This window comes from Pseudomonas sp. H3(2019), from assembly GCF_007713465.1.
Lineage (GTDB): Bacteria > Pseudomonadota > Gammaproteobacteria > Pseudomonadales > Pseudomonadaceae > Aquipseudomonas.
The window spans coordinates 43,916-61,369 of sequence record NZ_VMSG01000017.1; the positions used below are offsets into that span (position 1 = coordinate 43,916).

At 58.1% G+C, this 17,454-nt stretch carries 18 protein-coding genes; 5 read left to right on the forward strand and 13 right to left on the reverse strand.

The annotated features are described in order from the left end of the window. Window positions 1-26 precede the first annotated feature (26 nt). From ruvB to FPT12_RS17775, 7 genes are all read right to left on the reverse strand, one after another. Window positions 27-1,088, reverse strand: coding sequence for a Holliday junction branch migration DNA helicase RuvB (ruvB, locus tag FPT12_RS17740; RefSeq protein WP_103315014.1), 1,062 nt, complete (start codon window positions 1,086-1,088; stop codon window positions 27-29). Beyond that, entirely contained in the window at window positions 1,089-1,697 is a 609-nt protein-coding gene (gene ruvA, locus FPT12_RS17745; protein WP_019693259.1) for a Holliday junction branch migration protein RuvA, read from the reverse strand. A gap of 118 nt (window positions 1,698-1,815) precedes the next feature. Beyond that, on the reverse strand, window positions 1,816-2,340 hold the full coding sequence (ruvC, locus tag FPT12_RS17750) for a crossover junction endodeoxyribonuclease RuvC (RefSeq protein ID WP_019693260.1): 525 nt from the start codon (window positions 2,338-2,340) through the stop codon (window positions 1,816-1,818). Window positions 2,341-2,530: 190 nt separating this feature from the next. Continuing rightward, entirely contained in the window at window positions 2,531-3,292 is a 762-nt protein-coding gene (locus FPT12_RS17760) for a YebC/PmpR family DNA-binding transcriptional regulator (RefSeq protein ID WP_145017915.1), read from the reverse strand. A gap of 130 nt (window positions 3,293-3,422) precedes the next feature. Further along, entirely contained in the window at window positions 3,423-5,198 is a 1,776-nt protein-coding gene (gene aspS / locus FPT12_RS17765) for an aspartate--tRNA ligase (RefSeq protein WP_145017917.1), read from the reverse strand. A gap of 108 nt (window positions 5,199-5,306) precedes the next feature. Next, window positions 5,307-5,528, reverse strand: coding sequence for an FmdB family zinc ribbon protein (locus FPT12_RS17770; RefSeq protein ID WP_010457489.1), 222 nt, complete (start codon window positions 5,526-5,528; stop codon window positions 5,307-5,309). 167 nt (window positions 5,529-5,695) lie between these two features. Beyond that, a complete protein-coding gene (locus FPT12_RS17775; protein WP_145017919.1) occupies window positions 5,696-6,031 on the reverse strand; it encodes a ribbon-helix-helix domain-containing protein in 336 nt (111 codons plus the stop codon). A 614-nt stretch (window positions 6,032-6,645) separates the two neighbouring features. On the opposite strand from FPT12_RS17775, the gene FPT12_RS28215 reads away from it, so the two are divergent. Next, window positions 6,646-7,248, forward strand: a complete 603-nt coding sequence (locus FPT12_RS28215) for a cold-shock protein (protein WP_145017921.1) — start codon at window positions 6,646-6,648, stop codon at window positions 7,246-7,248. Between the two features lie 95 nt (window positions 7,249-7,343). Here FPT12_RS28215 and FPT12_RS17785 read toward each other — a convergent pair whose 3' ends face one another. After that, window positions 7,344-7,550, reverse strand: a complete 207-nt coding sequence (locus FPT12_RS17785; protein ID WP_145017923.1) for a SlyX family protein — start codon at window positions 7,548-7,550, stop codon at window positions 7,344-7,346. Window positions 7,551-7,553: 3 nt separating this feature from the next. Beyond that, window positions 7,554-7,979: an HIT domain-containing protein gene (locus FPT12_RS17790; protein ID WP_145018126.1), complete on the reverse strand. Its 426-nt coding sequence runs from the start codon at window positions 7,977-7,979 to the stop codon at window positions 7,554-7,556. Window positions 7,980-8,900: 921 nt separating this feature from the next. Between FPT12_RS17790 and FPT12_RS17795 the strand changes: the two genes are divergently transcribed. Continuing rightward, a complete protein-coding gene (locus FPT12_RS17795) occupies window positions 8,901-10,259 on the forward strand; it encodes an OprD family porin (protein WP_145017925.1) in 1,359 nt (452 codons plus the stop codon). A 229-nt stretch (window positions 10,260-10,488) separates the two neighbouring features. Here FPT12_RS17795 and FPT12_RS17800 read toward each other — a convergent pair whose 3' ends face one another. Next, window positions 10,489-11,325, reverse strand: coding sequence for a mechanosensitive ion channel family protein (locus tag FPT12_RS17800; protein WP_145017927.1), 837 nt, complete (start codon window positions 11,323-11,325; stop codon window positions 10,489-10,491). A 139-nt stretch (window positions 11,326-11,464) separates the two neighbouring features. After that, window positions 11,465-11,950 (reverse strand): YajQ family cyclic di-GMP-binding protein, encoded by a 486-nt coding sequence (locus FPT12_RS17805; RefSeq protein WP_019693270.1) that lies wholly within the window; start codon window positions 11,948-11,950, stop codon window positions 11,465-11,467. 143 nt (window positions 11,951-12,093) lie between these two features. Between FPT12_RS17805 and FPT12_RS17810 the strand changes: the two genes are divergently transcribed. The 3 genes from FPT12_RS17810 to FPT12_RS17820 are packed head-to-tail and all read left to right on the forward strand — an operon-like array spanning window position 12,094 to window position 15,677. Further along, window positions 12,094-13,011 (forward strand): putative 2-dehydropantoate 2-reductase, encoded by a 918-nt coding sequence (locus FPT12_RS17810; RefSeq protein WP_145017930.1) that lies wholly within the window; start codon window positions 12,094-12,096, stop codon window positions 13,009-13,011. 45 nt (window positions 13,012-13,056) lie between these two features. After that, a complete protein-coding gene (locus FPT12_RS17815) occupies window positions 13,057-15,093 on the forward strand; it encodes a HAMP domain-containing sensor histidine kinase (RefSeq protein ID WP_145017932.1) in 2,037 nt (678 codons plus the stop codon). A 2-nt stretch (window positions 15,094-15,095) separates the two neighbouring features. Next, window positions 15,096-15,677, forward strand: coding sequence for a cob(I)yrinic acid a,c-diamide adenosyltransferase (locus FPT12_RS17820; RefSeq protein WP_145017935.1), 582 nt, complete (start codon window positions 15,096-15,098; stop codon window positions 15,675-15,677). A 47-nt stretch (window positions 15,678-15,724) separates the two neighbouring features. Here FPT12_RS17820 and FPT12_RS17825 read toward each other — a convergent pair whose 3' ends face one another. Together FPT12_RS17825 and FPT12_RS17830 are read right to left on the reverse strand one after the other, a co-directional pair. Beyond that, window positions 15,725-16,669 carry a Nudix family hydrolase gene (locus FPT12_RS17825; RefSeq protein ID WP_145017937.1) on the reverse strand — a complete coding sequence of 315 codons (945 nt, stop codon included), beginning with the start codon at window positions 16,667-16,669 and terminating at the stop codon, window positions 15,725-15,727. Next, window positions 16,666-17,298: a glutathione S-transferase family protein gene (locus FPT12_RS17830; RefSeq protein WP_145017939.1), complete on the reverse strand. Its 633-nt coding sequence runs from the start codon at window positions 17,296-17,298 to the stop codon at window positions 16,666-16,668. Before FPT12_RS17830 ends, FPT12_RS17825 begins: the two co-directional genes overlap by 4 nt. Window positions 17,299-17,454 lie beyond the last annotated feature (156 nt).

Here is a 17,454-nt window from a genome sequence, read left to right on the forward strand (position 1 = left end):
CGAAATAAATCGGCACGCAGAGGTCGTCATTCGTCTACTGCATCAAGAAACTCGTCTACCACGGGCATTTCACCCAACCGTGACGGGATATTCAAACCGAAATGCAAGTACGCATGCCGGGTCACGACCCGCCCACGCGGGGTCCGCATGATATAGCCCTGTTGAATCAGATAAGGCTCCAGCACGTCCTCGATGGTGTGCCGCTCTTCGCTGATCGCCGCCGCGAGACTGTCCACCCCGACCGGGCCGCCATCGAACTTCTCGATCATGGTCAACAGCAAACGCCGGTCCTGATGATCGAAACCACGCTCATCGACGTCCAGCAGGTTCAACGCCAAGTCGGCAATGGGTTTAGTGATATGCCCCTTGGCCCGGACTTCGGCAAAATCGCGCACCCGACGCAACAAGCGGTTGGCAATACGCGGCGTACCACGGGCCCGACGGGCAATTTCAAAGGCACCCTCCGGGTCCAGCGGCAAGCCGAGGATGTTCGCCGAGCGACTGACGATGGTCGCCAGATCCGCCGTGCTATAGAACTCCAGGCGCTGAACGATACCGAAACGGTCACGCAACGGATTGGTCAGCATCCCGGCCCGCGTGGTGGCGCCGACCAGGGTGAACGGTGGCAGGTCGAGCTTGATCGAACGCGCCGCCGGCCCCTCACCGATCATGATGTCGAGCTGGAAGTCTTCCATGGCCGGGTACAGCACTTCTTCGACAATCGGCGACAGCCGATGGATCTCGTCGATGAACAGCACATCATGCGGTTCAAGGTTGGTCAGCAGCGCCGCCAGATCACCCGGACGCTCGAGGACCGGCCCCGAGGTGCTTTTGATCGACACACCCATTTCCTGGGCAATGATGTTGGCCAAAGTGGTTTTACCCAACCCCGGCGGGCCGAAGATCAGCGTGTGATCAAGGGACTCGTTGCGCCCACGGGCAGCCTGGATGAACAACTCCATCTGCTCGCGAACCGTCGGCTGGCCGATGTATTCGGCCAGGCTGACGGGACGAATCGCGCGGTCCTGGACTTCCTCGCGGTCACGGGGGCCACCCGTGGCGGCGATCAGACGATCAGCTTCAATCACTTAAATCATTCCCTTCAGGGCGCGACGAATCAGGTCTTCACTGCTCAAGCCTTTCTCCTTGATGGCAGAAATCGCCTTGCTGGCTTCCTGCGGCTTGTAGCCCAGGGAAATCAGCGCACTCACCGCGTCATTTTCGGCGGTGACCACCGGCATTGGCGCATCCGGCTGATTAGGCACCAGCGCGAACATGCTCGGCACGGTTTCCCAGGCCTTGAAGCGATCCTTGAGTTCTACCAGCAAACGCTCGGCGGTCTTCTTGCCGACGCCCGGCACCTTGGTCAGCGCCGACGTGTCCTGCGCCTGCACGCAGCGCACCAGCTCATCGACTTCAAGGCTCGACATCAAGGCCAGCGCCAACTTGGGGCCTACGCCATTGAGGCGGATCAGTTCACGGAAAAAATCGCGCTCACGCTTGCCAATGAAACCGTAGAGCAACTGGGCGTCTTCACGCACGACCAAATGGGTGTGCAAGGTGATCGGCTCTCCGACCGACGGCAGTCGATAAAGCGTGGTCATCGGCACTTCCAGCTCATAGCCCAGACCATTTACATCCAGAATCAGGTGCGGCGGCTGTTTCTCAGCCAAGGTGCCGCGCAAACGTCCAATCACGTTTCAAATCCTTAAGCGTTGGCCAGATCTGGCTGACGAGTACCAAAGTGAGCGTGGCGGCCGACAAAACAGGCGCAAAACGCTCAACGGATAAAATGAGTGGGCTGATGCTATCAGATCAGAGGCGAAGGCGACCGCCACGACTGCGAGCCGTCCCCAGACCATGGGGTAACAGGCTGGAACGGGTATGAGCGTGACAAATGGCGATTGCCAGGGCGTCCGAGGCATCGATTTGCGGCTTGCTGGTCAGTTTCAGCATGTGCATGACCATCATCTGCACCTGCTCTTTATTCGCCGCCCCCGTCCCGGTCACCGCCTGTTTGACCTGAGTTGCGGTGTATTCGGCGATTTCGAGGTTTTCTTCGGCGCCGGCAACGATCGCGGCGCCGCGCGCCTGGCCCAGCTTCAGGGCCGAGTCGGCATTACGGGCCATAAAGACCTTTTCGATCCCCATGGTGACCGGGCCGTAGGTCTGGATAACTTCACGCACACCGCGGTAAACAATTTGCAGCCGCTCATGCAACTCGCCGCTGCCGGTACGAATGCAGCCCGAGGCGACGTACACGCAGCCACGGCCGGTATCGCGTACCACGCCGTAACCGGTAATGCGCGAACCGGGGTCGATACCAAGAATTAAAGTCATAACGCCTGCGGGTTTAGAGAGTGAGGCCAGCACAGAGCAGGCTGTGCCGGGTGCACATTTTGCAGCCCTGCCGAGAACCCTGTGGGAGCCGGGCTTGCCCGCGATAGCGGTAGAACATCCAAGATCAATGTCGAGCCTGCCGACGCCATCGCGGGCAAGCCCGGCTCCCACAGCAGATCTGCGTCGCCCGTCAGCCCAGTTGCGCGGCCACCGATTCCGGGATGTCTGCATTGGAATAAACGTTCTGCACGTCATCCAGGTCTTCGAGCATGTCGATCAGCTTGAGGACCTTCTCGGCGCCTTCCAGGTCCAGTTCGGCACTGGTAGTCGGCAGCATGACGATTTCCGCGTCATGACCTTTGAAGCCGGCAGCTTCCAGGGCATTACGAACCGAATAGAAGCCGGCGAACGAAGTGAACACGTCAATCGAGCCGTCTTCGTGGGTGACCACGTCATCGGCGTCGGCTTCCATGGCCGCTTCCATCAGCGCATCTTCGTCGATGCCTTCTTTATCAGTGGCAGGCGCGAAGGAAATCTGCCCCTTGCGCTCGAACAGGTAGGCCACCGAACCGTCGGTCCCGAGGTTGCCGCCACATTTGCTGAACGCGTGACGGACAGCCGCTGCGGTGCGGTTGCGGTTGTCGGTCATGCACTCGACCATCACCGCTACGCCGCCCGGACCGTAACCTTCATAGCTCAGCTCGACCATGTCGTCGGTATCGGCAGCGCCAGCACCACGAGCCACCGCGCGATCGATGATGTCACGGCTCATGTTCGCGCCAAGGGCTTTGTCCAGCGCCAGACGCAAACGCGGGTTGGAGCCCGGATCACCGCCACCCTGACGGGCCGCGACAGTCAGTTCACGAATCCACTTGGTGAAAATCTTGCCCTTCTTGGCATCCTGACGTTCTTTGCGGTGCTTGATGTTCGCCCACTTGGAATGACCCGCCATAACACTCGCTCCGAATTCTCTTTAAAACAATTCTCTATAAAACAATGCCCGCACGCCCATGAAGGCGAACGGGCAACACAATCTGGGGCTGACACCCTGGCGCATCAGCGATGCGCCAGGGAATTCAGTTTTACTCAGCCTTAGGCTGTTCGCGCAGGCGAATGTGCAGCTCGCGCAGCGCCTTGGCGTCGACCAGGCCAGGAGCCTGAGTCATGACGCAGGCAGCGCTCTGGGTTTTCGGGAAGGCAATCACTTCACGGATCGACTGGGCGCCGGTCATCAGCATCACCAGACGGTCGAGACCGAAAGCCAGGCCACCGTGCGGCGGCGCGCCGTATTTCAGGGCGTCGAGCAGGAAGCCGAATTTCTCTTCCTGTTCCGCTTCGCTGATACCCAGCAGACGGAAGACCGATTGCTGCATTTCCTTGCGGTGGATACGGATCGAACCGCCACCCAGCTCGGTGCCGTTCAGCACCATGTCGTAGGCACGCGACAGAGCGGTCGCCGGGTTGGCTTCGAGCTCTTGCGGCGTGCACTTCGGCGCGGTGAACGGGTGGTGCAAGGCGGTGAAGCTGCCGTCGTCGTTCTCTTCGAACATCGGGAAGTCGACAACCCACATCGGTGCCCACTCGCAGGTCAGCAGGTTCAGGTCGTTACCGACCTTGATCCGCAGTGCGCCCAGCGCTTCGCTGACAATCTTGGCCTTGTCGGCACCGAAGAACACGATGTCGCCATCAACCGCGCCAACGCGATCGAGGATCACATTGAGGTTGGCTTCAGGGATATTTTTGACAATCGGCGATTGCAGGCCTTCAACGCCTTTGGCGCGCTCGTTGACCTTGATGTACGCCAGGCCCTTGGCACCGTAGATGCCGACGAACTTGGTGTAGTCGTCGATCTTGCTGCGCGGCATGCTCGCCCCGCCTGGAACGCGCAGAGCGGCGATACGGCTTTTCGGGTCGTTGGCCGGGCCACTGAAGACCTTGAAATCGACTTCCTTGAGCTGGTCGGCAACGTCAACCAGTTCCAGCGGGTTACGCAGGTCCGGCTTGTCGGAACCGTAACGACGCATGGCCTCGTCCCAGGTCATGTGCGGGAATTCACCGAATTCCAGACCCAGCACTTCCTTGAACAGGTTGCGGATCATGCCTTCGGTCAGGCCCATGATCTCGGCTTCGTTGAGGAAGCTGGTCTCGATGTCGATCTGGGTGAATTCCGGCTGACGGTCGGCACGCAGGTCTTCGTCACGGAAGCACTTGGCGATCTGGTAGTAACGATCGAAGCCGGCAACCATCAGCAGTTGCTTGAACAGCTGCGGCGATTGCGGCAAGGCGAAGAAGCTGCCTGCGTGAGTGCGGCTCGGCACCAGATAGTCACGCGCGCCCTCTGGGGTTGCACGAGTCAGGATCGGCGTCTCGACGTCGAGGAAGCCGTTCTCGTCCAGATAGCGACGGATGCTGGTGGTCATGCGCGAACGCAGACGCAGCTTCTCGAGCATTTCCGGACGACGCAGGTCGATGAAGCGATAACGCAGGCGGGTTTCTTCGCCAACGTCGGAGAACTCGTTGAGCGGGAACGGCGGGGTTTCCGCTTCGTTCAATACTTCCAGCTCGTAGCCCAGCACTTCGATCATGCCCGAAGCCATGTTGGCATTACCGGCACCGGCTGGACGCAGGCGCACCTTACCGGTGATCTTGACCACGTATTCGCTGCGCACACGGTCGGCGGCAGCGAAGGTGTCGGCGCGATCCGGATCGAATACCACCTGGGCCAGACCTTCACGATCACGGATATCGAGGAAGATCACCCCGCCGTGGTCACGACGACGGTGGACCCATCCGCAAAGGGTAACTTCCTGACCTTCCAGGCTTTCGTTCAGTTGGCCGCAATAATGGCTGCGCATCATGGTAGTGGTTTCACTTCTCGTAATTCGAAATTCGTTTGGAGGCCTTGCCGCACCACCGCACTTCAATAAGGTGCCTGATGATGCAAGAGCTCACGCGTGTCGTTCAACTTAGTCAGCTTTGTCGCCGCCGGCCAGATTCTTCTTCGAACCGGTTTTGAAATCGGTCTCGTACCAGCCGGTGCCGCTGAGGCGGAAGCCTGGCATGGACAGCATTTTCTTAAGCTCGGGTGCCTGGCAGGCAGGGCAGTCGACCAACGGTGCTGCGCTGATCTTCTGAATGGCTTCCAACTGATGACCACAGGAAGCACATTGATAGTCGTACATCGGCATGGGGTTGTCTCGGCAATCAGATTATTACCGCGCAAACGTCGGGTTTCGCGGCAAAGGGCGGGATTATATCCATTAAATCGAGCCTGTGCAGCCGTAACACTGCACAGGCGTACGCTCAACCGGATGACGCCTGACCACACGAGCCGTCCCCACCACGGACCTGCACGTTATTCAACGCTACAGGCGTCCTCATTCAAACTGTGTACAACGCACACCACCCGGACCAGCCCGCTGAAATTTTTCACCCCGCCATGACGCAGGTGCACCTCTCTGTCCACGTAGGAAAGCAACGCGCTCACCGAGCAACAATTGATTTTCGCCATCCGGGCCAAAATATCCCAATAGACCTGCTCAAGACGCAAACAGGTGGCAAATCCATTCAAACGCACTGATCGGGACAAGGGTTGTGCCAGCCCCATATCAAACTCCCTGACAAAGGGATCTTTTTTGGCGTCTTGAAACCTGACTGCCTCCCGAGTTCCCTGCACTATTCCTTGAACCATACCCTTGACACTCCTTTGTCATACTTGATTTCAATCAGAACAACCCTCTGATTCCTTATAGAAACGCAAGCGGATAGTGATTATCCAGATGACTTTATGACCATCAACGTAGGACAAGCCAACAACAGCAGGGAGACTGTTAACACGGTCCTACATTCATCTATAAAGCAGAACTTCATTGCAGGAAAAGTCAAAACCACAGAGCGAAAGACGCCGCAAAGGGCTCGGACATTGCCCCATCAGAGGAGCCTGTCGCGCGAAGGATCGGGAACGCACTGACGGCACTGCGACAAATTGGCCTGAGGCCTTCAACCCTGCGAATTCAAGGTACCTTCCCTGCCCGCTGCCGGCCTTGAGCTCTCTAGAACAAGCCTTCAGGTGACACTGCGGGCAGCGCCGCGCAGACCGTCGGTCTCTCCTGCCCCGCGCCCTCTGCACTTGATTTGAGAAGGCCGGGGCTTTGCTGTTAAATAGAGGCGTGTCGCTGCCTCTATTTCCCTGGGTGCAGCGCATAGGCTGATACCGGGTACGTGTCCAGCGCCTCCCATTGTTCAGAAGCGAACCGTGCTCAATCAGCTCTTCCTTGTGATCCGTCTTAACGTGAGTTAATCAAAATGTTGAAAATCGTCCACCTGCTAACGGGCGCAGCGGCTCTGCTGCTGTCCTTTATCCCTAGCTTGCGAACCGAAGCCTTACCTTACCTGCAACAACCTGACGCGCTGTACCTGGCGTTCTTCGGCTTGCTCAACCTGACCCTCGCACCGGTTATCCCTTACTGGAACAAAGGTCCACGTCACCAACTGCAAAATCTGGTCAGCGCCTTGCTGGTGCTTGCCGTTGTCGTGCAAACCCTGACACTCCTCGCACCGATGCCGGTCATTGGTGGTCAGCCAGCCGTTCTGCTTAGCCTCATCGTCGCCCTGATCGCCGTACTTCTGCACCTGTCCATCAGCTTTTATAAATCCTCTCCTGCTGCCGCTACGCAAAATTACGACATGACCAATCGTGATACCGGCACCGTCAAATGGTTCAACACCTCCAAAGGCTTCGGTTTCATTTCTCGCGATTCCGGAGACGATATTTTTGTGCACTTCCGTGCAATCCGTGGCGAAGGTCACCGCGTCCTGGTCGAAGGCCAGCGCGTGGAGTTCTCCGTCATGAACCGTGACAAGGGCCTGCAAGCTGAAGACGTGATCGCCGCGTTGCCGCGTCGCTGATTTCAGTACCGCTGCGCCCACACTAAAAAACCGCGATGCAGCCTGGCTGCATCGCGGTTTTTTTTTGCCTGCCGATTAGTTGCCTTGGCCAGCACTTAATAATGCGGCGGCGGAGCCTCTTCTTCGAAAGACTCGAACTGACCGACCATCTCCTCCTGACGCTTGAGCAACGCTGCCATTTGCAACTGCAAGCGCTCGACCACTCGCTGCTGTATCACCAGCACGTCATTCATCGCTTCAATAGTGTCATCCTGAAACGCCAGACGACTTTCAAGTTCGGTAACGCGCTCTTCCAGGCTCATGATTCAGCCCTCCAGAAACGTGAATTCATCGGTCAAAACCAAACGCAGCCGTTCGCGAATTACTGCCACTTCTTCGGCACTGTAAGGCTTGGCCGGGTGTTTTCCCCAAACCGGGGCTGGCCAGGCGGCATCATTGCGCTTACGCACAATGACATGCATGTGTAGCTGACTGACAACATTACCCAGGGTCGCGACATTCAACTTGTCGGCGTCGAACGAATCCTTGAGCGCTTCGGCCAACTCGGTTGTTTCCCGCCACAATTGCTGCTGGTCGGCGACATCCAGTTGAAACAACTCGCTGATATCCTCCCGACGCGGCACCAGGATGAACCAGGGATAATTCGAATCATTGGACAGCAACAACCGACTTAGTGGGAAATCCCCAATCGGCAGGGTGTCTTGTTCAAGTCGTGGATCTAAGGCGAACACCGCGTGCACTCCCGCACTTTGCATGAGACTCAGTTTAGCGCCCAGCCCGAAGGCTAACCGCCCGTATATAACAGCAGCATACCCGCGAACGCCGCACGGATCACTGCGAAAAAACAGGCCCCCCCTCGAGTCGGCGACCCGATACAAACGCTCAACGCACGAGTGCCCCGGTACTGAACATTTTCATTCTCGACGCACCACCTCAGCACCAGACCTCGGCGCTTCGTCAAAAAATCAACGACCTACCAGCGGATATAGACCTGTATTCGAGGTCTTCACTGTACGAATTTCGTACAGCTTTGAAAATTTTTTGCACCAAATCTGCACACTGCGTCTACGCTGAAAATGTCGAGCATCCGCCGTCTACTCACCCGCGAGGGTGGACCAGTAACATTTGTGTGCTAATACCCATGCTCTTTGATGGTGCAACACTAGAAGAACCACGACGTCAAGCTTAAACAGATCGACCTTGAAAGCCCCGGTTTTATTAGGTTTCAGTCATTAGGACAGGGAATTTTGAAAAAACCGGCAACAAAAAGCCGATTTGTGCACGCTTGTTGCATTCATACACACATCGCCTGTAAGGCATCCGCTGGAAGCCGGAACCTTAAGGCTCATAACAATAGCGGCATGGCTGCCCAAGGAGCTTCAAGTGCAGGACAAGGATTTCTTTTTCTGATACTGAAGCCTTGGAAAACAACGCTGAAGTTGTCAGTCCGAAGGCAAAAAAATTGTGAAATTACGACCTCTACAGCGCATTTTGCGACAGGGCCGTAAAGAAGCTGAAAGGTTAGATACGCAAGTATCGCCAACATTGTCGGCGTGATATAAGTTTGCGCCGACACAAAAAGAAAGAGCCGCCCAGATAATAAATCAGGTGGGACGGCAGTACTCTTCTAAAAACCAAAGGAGCAAATCACGATGCGCGTGATGAAGTGGAGCATGATCGCCCTGGCTGTAACTGCAGCTACCGGCACTCAAGTCGCTATGGCCGAACCGTTTGTAACCGACCAGGCTGACGCAAAAGGTTTCGTTGAAGGCGCCTCCGCTGGCGTGGTACTGAAGAACTACTACTTCAACCGCAACAACAGAAATGGCGCTGAAGACCAGAAAGACTGGACTCAGGGCGTACTGGGCAAGTTCAACTCTGGCTATACCCAGGGTACTGTTGGCGTGGGCGTTGAAGCCTACGGCGATGCCGCCTTTAAACTGGACGGTACTGACGCGCAGTCGGGTACGGGCAACATGAGCCGCACCACCCTCCGCGACGCAAACGGCAACGTTATTGGCCACGACGTCAACAGCGAAATGGGTAAAGCGGGTGCAGCACTGAAGGTCCGCATCTCCAAAACCGAGCTGAAAGTCGGCGACTTCCAACCTAGCACCGCCCCGGTATTCGCTGTTGGTGGCTCCCGCATGTTCCAGCAGACCGCGAGCGGTTTCCAACTGCAGAGCAGCGAGATTAAAAACCTCGACCTGGAAGCCGGTCACTTCACCGGCGGTAGCAGCCAGGACCAAACCCGTCACAATGGCGAGCTTTGGACCCAGTATGCTGGCACGAAGGTCGAGGCTGCCGATTACCTCGGTGGTAAATACGGCATCAACGACAACTTGACCGTTTCCCTCTACGGTGCCAAGTTCCAGGACACCTGGACCCAGTACTACGGCAACGCGAACTACACCATTCCGTTGGCGACTGACCAGTCCCTGAACTTCGACTTCAACCTGTATCAGACCAACGATACCGGTGCAGCGAAAGCAGGCAAAATCGACAACACCACCTACTCGCTGGCGGCTGCCTACTCCTTCCTGAAGGCACACACTGTTACCCTGGCATTCCAACAGGTTCACGGTGATACGCCATTCGACTACATCGGTGTAGGCGATAACAACCGTGGTGGCGACTCGATCTTCCTGGCCAACTCGATTCAGTACTCTGACTTCAACGGCCCTGAAGAAAAATCCATCCAGGTACGTTATGACCTGAAAATGGCTGAGTACGGCGTACCAGGCCTGAGCTTCATGGCTCGTTATGCTCACGGTCAAGGCATCGACGGCACCAAAATGGCTGCTGACAGCCCTTACCGTCTCTACGGCTACGGCGAAGACGGTCGTCACAACGAGACCAACCTGGAAGCCAAATATGTTGTCCAGACTGGTCCTCTTAAAGACCTGTCCTTCCGTGCTCGCCAAGCTTGGCACAGAGGCAACAGCGACCAGGCCGAAGGCAATATCGACGAGTTCCGCCTGATCACCGAGTACCCAATCAACTTCCTGTAATCGCTACGACTACAGTGTTCGCTTGATATAAAAAAGGCCCATCAGTGATGGGCCTTTTTTTATGACTGCTTGATGACAGCACGAAATCAACTTTAATAAATAGCCAGCTAATAATAAGCCAACGTTCTATTCCGCTTTCAGAACAACAAAACAGCAGACTGTAAAAACACTCAAGGGGCTTATCGCCCCTTGAGTTCGTTTCCGATACTTGACCAACAGGCCAAGTAGGTTACGCCGTTTCCTGAACCATACGAATCACGCGCTGTGGATACGGAATATCAATACCTGCCGCCTTCAGACGATCGCGAGAGTGCTCGTTGAACTGGAACAGTACATCCCAGTAGTCCGCGGTTTTCACCCACACGCGCAGGGAAACCGTAATCGAGCTATCGCCCAGGGTCGAGACCACTGCTACCGGCGCAGGATCAGCCAACACGCGCTCATCCTTGGCCAACTCCAGCAGCACCTCACGCGCTTTCTGCAAATCGGCGTCGTAATTCACAGCCACGTCAAACACCACTTTACGGGTCAGTTGACGGTTGTGGTTGGTGATGATGCCGTTCGACAGATTACCGTTAGGCACGATGACGGTTTTGTTGTCACCGGTGCGCAGCAGGGTATGGAAGATCTGAATGCTGTCGACCGTGCCGGTAATGCCCTGGGCTTCGATCACGTCACCGATACGGAACGGACGGAACAACAGAATCAGCACCCCGCCAGCGAAGTTCGCCAGGCTGCCTTGCAACGCCAGACCGATCGCCAGGCCCGCAGCGCCGATGGCCGCGACAAACGAGGTAGTCTCAACACCCACCATCGAAGCGACGCTCACCATCAGCAACACTTTGAGGATGATGTTCGCCAGGCTGCTCATAAACCCCTGCAACGCCAGATCGGCATTGCGCAGGGCCAGCAGCTTGCCGACTTTTTGGGTCAGCTTGTTGATCAGCCACCAACCAATGGCCAGAGTGATGACCGCCAGCAGCACACGGCTGCCGTATTCCATGATCATCGGGATCCAGGCCTGGGAAGCCTTGACCAGGTTGTCCACTTCAGCATTTATGTCCATCTATCTCTCCTGATTCCCGGCTACCCGGCACGTAAAAACTGCACGACAGAAAGATCGAGCCCGTGTTGATGGCTCAATCGTTTCTGCCGTTACATGGGCCTCGGACGCCATTAACGCCCGGAGGTTCCCTGAAGACTGATCAGTCGCGGAAGTTGTTGAACTGCAGCGGCATGCCAAATTCCTTGGCGCGCAGTGCCGCAATGGCTTCCTGCAGGTCGTCACGCTTCTTGCCGGTGATCCGTACCTGCTCGCCCTGGATGGCGGCCTGGACCTTGAGCTTGGCGTCTTTGACGTGAGCAACGATCTTCTTCGCCAGCTCCTTGTCGATGCCTTCCTTGAGCACGGCGTCCTGCTTCATCAGCTTGCCGGAAGCATAGGCATCTTTTACCTCAAGGCACTGCACATCGATCTTGCGCTTGACCAGTGCCAGCTTGAGGATCTCGATCATCGCTTCAAGCTGGAAGTCGGCCTCGGCGGTCAGATTGACAGTCAGGTCCTTTTCCTTGAACTCGAAGCTGCCCTTGCCTTTCAAATCATAACGACGGTCGAGTTCCTTGACGGCGTTCTCGACCGCGTTGGTGAGTTCGTGTTTGTCCAGTTCGGATACCACGTCGAACGACGGCATGTAATCTCTCCAATAAAAAAGGGCGCGCTCAATAGCGATGGAACACGCCTGGCTTGCGGTTAAAATCCGCGCTGATTATAACGGGTCTTTACCTTCCTACGCTGCGAGCCTCACATGCGCCTGCCAATCCGAGCAAAAAACTGATGTCGACCACCTGGCACGTCCTTGGCGCCGGCAGTCTGGGCACTCTGTGGGCCACGCGTCTGGCACGGGCTGGCCTGCCAGTGAAACTGATTCTGCGCGACACCGCGCGCTTGCAGGCCTATCAGGCCGCCAGCGGGCTGACCTTGGTCGAACAGGGCGAAGCGCAGCAGTATGCGATTCCCGGCGAGACTGTCGACAGCGCTGGTCCGATAGACCGCTTGCTCGTGGCCTGCAAAGCCTACGACGCCGAAAGTGCGGTGGCGCAATTGGCGCCGCGTCTTGCCCCCAACGCCGAGCTGATTCTGTTGCAGAACGGCCTCGGCAGTCAGGACGCCGTCGCCGCACGTGTCCCGCAGGCGCGCTGCATCTTTGCCTCAAGCACTGAAGGCGCGTTTCGCGATGGCGACTGGCGCGTGGTATTTGCCGGTCATGGGTACACCTGGCTCGGCGATGCCTGCCACCCTACCCCGCCGATCTGGCTGGATGACCTCAGCGTCGCCGGCATCCCGCACGAATGGAGTACAGACATCCTGACCCGTCTGTGGCGCAAACTGGCGCTCAATTGCGCAATCAATCCCCTGACAGTCCTGCATGACTGCCGCAACGGCGGCTTGCAACAGCACCAGTGCGAAGTCGCCACCCTCTGTGCCGAGTTGAGCGAATTGCTGAAGCGTTGCGGTCAGCCGGGCGCTGCGCAGAACCTGCAACAAGAAGTCGAGCGGGTGATTCAAGCGACGGCCGCCAACTACTCGTCGATGTACCAGGATGTCGCCAATCAACGCCGAACCGAGATCAGCTATCTGCTGGGGCATGCCTGCACTGTTGCGTCGAGACACCAACTGGTGCTGCCGCACCTCAATCAATTGCAGCAACGGTTGATTACGCACCTGCACGCACGCGGATTGCCCAGCGACTGAGCAACGGCTACGCTGCCTTCCTGTTCCTTTTTAGCGACGACCCCGATGCCATTGCGCCAGCGCCTTGAAAACCTGCCGGTCGGCCAGAAACTGCTGGCCGCCTTGTTGGTGCTGTTGACCACCGTGTTGCTGGTGGCCAACCTGACCTTTATCAGCGCCGCCTATTGGATCTCCCAGGAAAGCATGGCCCCGCAGGCCTTGCAGACCATCGGCCGGCTGGCGGCCAACCCGTCCATCGCTGACCAGGCGCTCAACTCTCCCGAAGAAGCCCAACGGCTGCTCAACGAACTCAACAGCTATTCACCGCTACGCGCCGCAGCGCTGTATGACGGCAAAGGCCTGCGCCTGGCGCAGGTGCAGCACGGCGACAAACTCAAGCTGCCCGAGCACTATCGAAATATCGAGGCCTGGCAGGCCTCCGAGTTTCGCAGCAATCAGCTGATCACCCTGTTGCGCCCGGGCGAGGCGCCGGGTCATCTGCTGCTGGTGGCCAGCAGCGAATTGCCGATGGCGTTCTACACTGGCACCCTGACCGCCAGCCTCGGGATTCTGATTTTCAGCGTGCTGTTGTGGCTGGTGATTGCCCGGCAGATCAAACGCCTGATCACCCGGCCGATTCATGAACTCGAAGAATTGTCCCGGCAGGTGACTCGCGAAGAAAACTACGCCTTGCGTGCGTCTCGCGGCAACCACGACGAAATCGGCAGCCTCGCCGAAGCCTTCAACACCATGCTCTCGCGCATCGAAGCCCGCGAACAGCAACTCAAGCGCGCGCGGGACGACTCCCAGGCCGCCTACGACCAGGCCCAGGGCCTGGCCGAAGAAACCCGTCATACCAACCGTAAACTGGAACTGGAAGTCCAGGTGCGGAGCAAGATCGAGAAGAAACTCACCGGTTTTCAAAACTACCTCAACAGCATCATCGACTCGATGCCTTCGGCGCTGATCGCCCTTGATGAACAGCTCTACGTGACCCAATGGAACCAGGAAGCCAGCGCGCTTTCCGGCACCCGTCTGGACGAAGCGCTGAACCAGCCGATCTTCCTCGCCTTTGAACCGCTGAAACCGTTCCTGCCGCAACTCAAGGAAACCGTCGAGCAGCACAGCGTGGTCAAGATCGAGCGCGTCACCTGGATCAAGGATGACGAACCCAAGCATTACGCGCTGACCTTTTACCCGTTGATGGGCGGTGCCGGACGCGGCGTGGTGATCCGGATCGACGACATTACCCAGCGCCTGTCCCTCGAAGAAATGATGGTGCAGTCGGAAAAAATGCTCTCTGTCGGTGGCCTCGCCGCTGGCATGGCCCACGAAATCAACAACCCCCTGGGAGCGATCCTGCACAACGTGCAGAACATTCGCCGGCGCTTGTCGGCCGACCTGCCGAAGAACATCGAAACCGCCGAACAGATCGGCATCGAACTGGGCAGCGTCAATCGCTACCTGCAAAACCGCGAAGTACCGCAACTGCTCGACGGCATTCAACAGGCCGGCGCCCGGGCCGCGAAGATCGTGACCCACATGCTCAGTTTCAGTCGTCGCAGCAACCGCCAAATGGCCCCGTGCGACCTGCCGGCACTGATCGATCAAGCCGTGGAGATCGCCAGCAACGACTTCGACCTGGCCATCGGCTTCGACTTCAAGGGCCAGGCCATCATTCGTCAGTTCGACCCGCAACTGGGGCCAGTGCCCGGCACCGCCAACGAACTGGAACAAGTGCTGCTCAACCTGCTGAAAAACGCTGCTCAGGCGATTCACCAACGCGAAGACGCCACAGAGCCGGGACGCATCATTCTGCGCACCCGACTGAACCCGCCGTGGGCGGAAATCCAGGTCGAAGACAACGGCGTGGGCATGAGCGAGAACGTGCGCAAACGCACCTTCGAACCGTTCTTCACCACCAAGGAAATCGGCCAGGGCACCGGCCTCGGACTGTCGGTGTCGTACTTCATCATCACCAACAACCACAAGGGTCAGATGGAAGTGCAATCGACCCTCGGCCAAGGCACCTGCTTCACCTTGCGCCTGCCATTGGCGGGCACCCCGCTCGCCTCTCACGAACTCAAACAACTGGAGCGCTAAGCATGGGTTTTCGCTTGTCGAAGATTTACACCCGCACCGGCGACAAAGGTGAAACCGGGCTTGGCGACGGTCGCCGCGTGCCGAAGGACCATCCGCGGGTCGAAGCCATCGGCGAAGTCGATACGCTGAACAGTCAGTTGGGATTGTTGTTGGCTGGCTTGGCCGAGCAATGCCCCGAGCATCCTGGCCTCGGCGAGGTGATCGAGGTGCTTGAGCCGTGTCAGCACCGGCTGTTCGATTTGGGGGGCGAACTGGCAATGCCGGTGTATCAGGCCTTGAATGCCGCAGAAGTCGAACGCCTGGAAGCGGCGATCGATACCTGGAACGAGGAGCTGGGACCGCTGGAGAACTTCATTCTGCCTGGTGGTTCAGCCTTGATTGCCCAAGCCCATATCTGCCGCAGCCTGGCACGCAGTGCCGAGCGACGTTGTCAGCAACTGAACGCGCTGGAGCCGTTGGCCGGGGTTGGCCTGGCGTACATCAATCGCTTGTCGGACCTGTTGTTTGTGGCGGCCCGGTTGATTGCCAAGCGCCAGGGGATTGCCGAGATTCTTTGGCAAGCAGCAACCAAACCCAAAACCTGACCTGATCGTTCCCACGCTCTGCGTGGGAACGATCATCAGGTCGGGCGTTACGCCTCAGGCCAAAACGCCCGAATCCCCGCCACGCCCTGCGCGCCCGCTTCCCAGGCTTTTTGCCGTTCGGCAGGCCCCACACCACCGAGCAGAAACACCGGTTTGCTGAAGCCCGCAATCAACTGCGAAGCCTGCTCCCAGCCGAGTGGCGACGCATCCGGATGAGTCTGGGTCGGCTGAACCGGTGACAGGGTGACGAAGTCCACGCCCATCTGTTCCGCCAGGCTCAGCTCTTCAGCGTTGTGGCAGGACGCCGCCAACCAGCGCGAGGCTGGCACCGGACGCCCGGCACTGGCGTATTTGCGCAGTTGCGCGGCGGTGAGGTGCCAACCGGCAGCCGGGAAGTCCCCCAACCACTCGAACGGCCCCTTGAGCATCAGTTGCGCTTTACCGGCACACAACCCCACGGCGTCTACCGCCAGATCGCGGTATTGCGGGTCGTAGCCATTCGGGGCACGCAACTGGATCAGCTTGATCCCACCGGCGATGGCTTTCTGAATACCGCGCAGCATCTCTGGAGTTTCCAGACCTTCCGGGGTAATCAGGTAGTCGCCTGGCAGACGCGCAGCCGCCACGATCGGCTGGTTGGCGGCCGGAAATTCGTAGTCGCGCAGTTCACGCGCCGTCACCCATGCCAAAGGCTGACCTTCGGCGCCATGGGGTTCGCCGGTAAACGCCGAGACCTCCCAGACATCCAGCAATACTTGTTTGTCTGGATAGTCATGCTGAACCTTGATCAATGGCCGAGCGGCACTGACCACGATACCCAACTCTTCCTGCAGCTCGCGCGACAGTGCCGCTTGCACCGCTTCGCCGTCCTCGACCTTACCGCCGGGAAACTCCCACAGACCGCCCTGATGCTGGGTATCGGCGCGGCGAGCGATGAGGATCTTGCCGCTGGCATCACGGATGACAGCCGCTGCTACATGAACTCGTTTCACCGCACTATTTCCTCCAGGCCGGCTTTCTGCCAGGCCTTGAAGGCTGGCCATTGATAAATCGCTTCGACATAGGCGGCATCCGCCGCCGGCAACGCGACTTGATAGGTACGCAAGCGCACAGCTATGGGTGCAAAGAAGGCATCTGCCAGGCTTACGCTACCGAACAGGAACGGGCCGGTTTCGGTTGCGACCGCGCGGCATTCAGCCCACAACGCCAGCATCCGCTCGATCTCCACCTGCACTTCAGGCGGCATCGGTGAGAGCGGCGCATCATGACTCAAGTCAAACGGCATGTTGCCACGCATGGCGAAGAAGCCGCTGTGCATCTGCGCACACGCCGAACGGGCCTGGGCGCGGGCGGCGATGTCCTTCGGCCAGAGGTTGGCGTTCGGGAAACGCTCGACCAGGTACTCGGCGATGGCCAACGAGTCGGCAATGGTCCCGTATTCGGTTTTCAGCAACGGGACTTTGCCAGTCGGCGAATGCTTGAGCAGGCGTTCACGGGTGTCCGGCTGGTTCAGCTTGATCAGTTCTTCGGTGTAGGTCGCACCGGCCAGCTCCAGCGCCAAAGCGCCGCGCAGGGACCAGGAAGAATACAGTTTGTCGCCGATGATCAGGTGGTAGCTCATGTTCAGGCGCCTTCTCGTAAGGGGGGAACAGGCCAGAATCTTCAGTGTCTGGTCGTCCGTCATCGCGAGCAAGCTCGCTCCCACAGTAGATTTTCAGTGAACACTATAGTTGTGTACAGCTGGGTCCAATGTGGGAGCGAGCTTGCTCGCGATTGG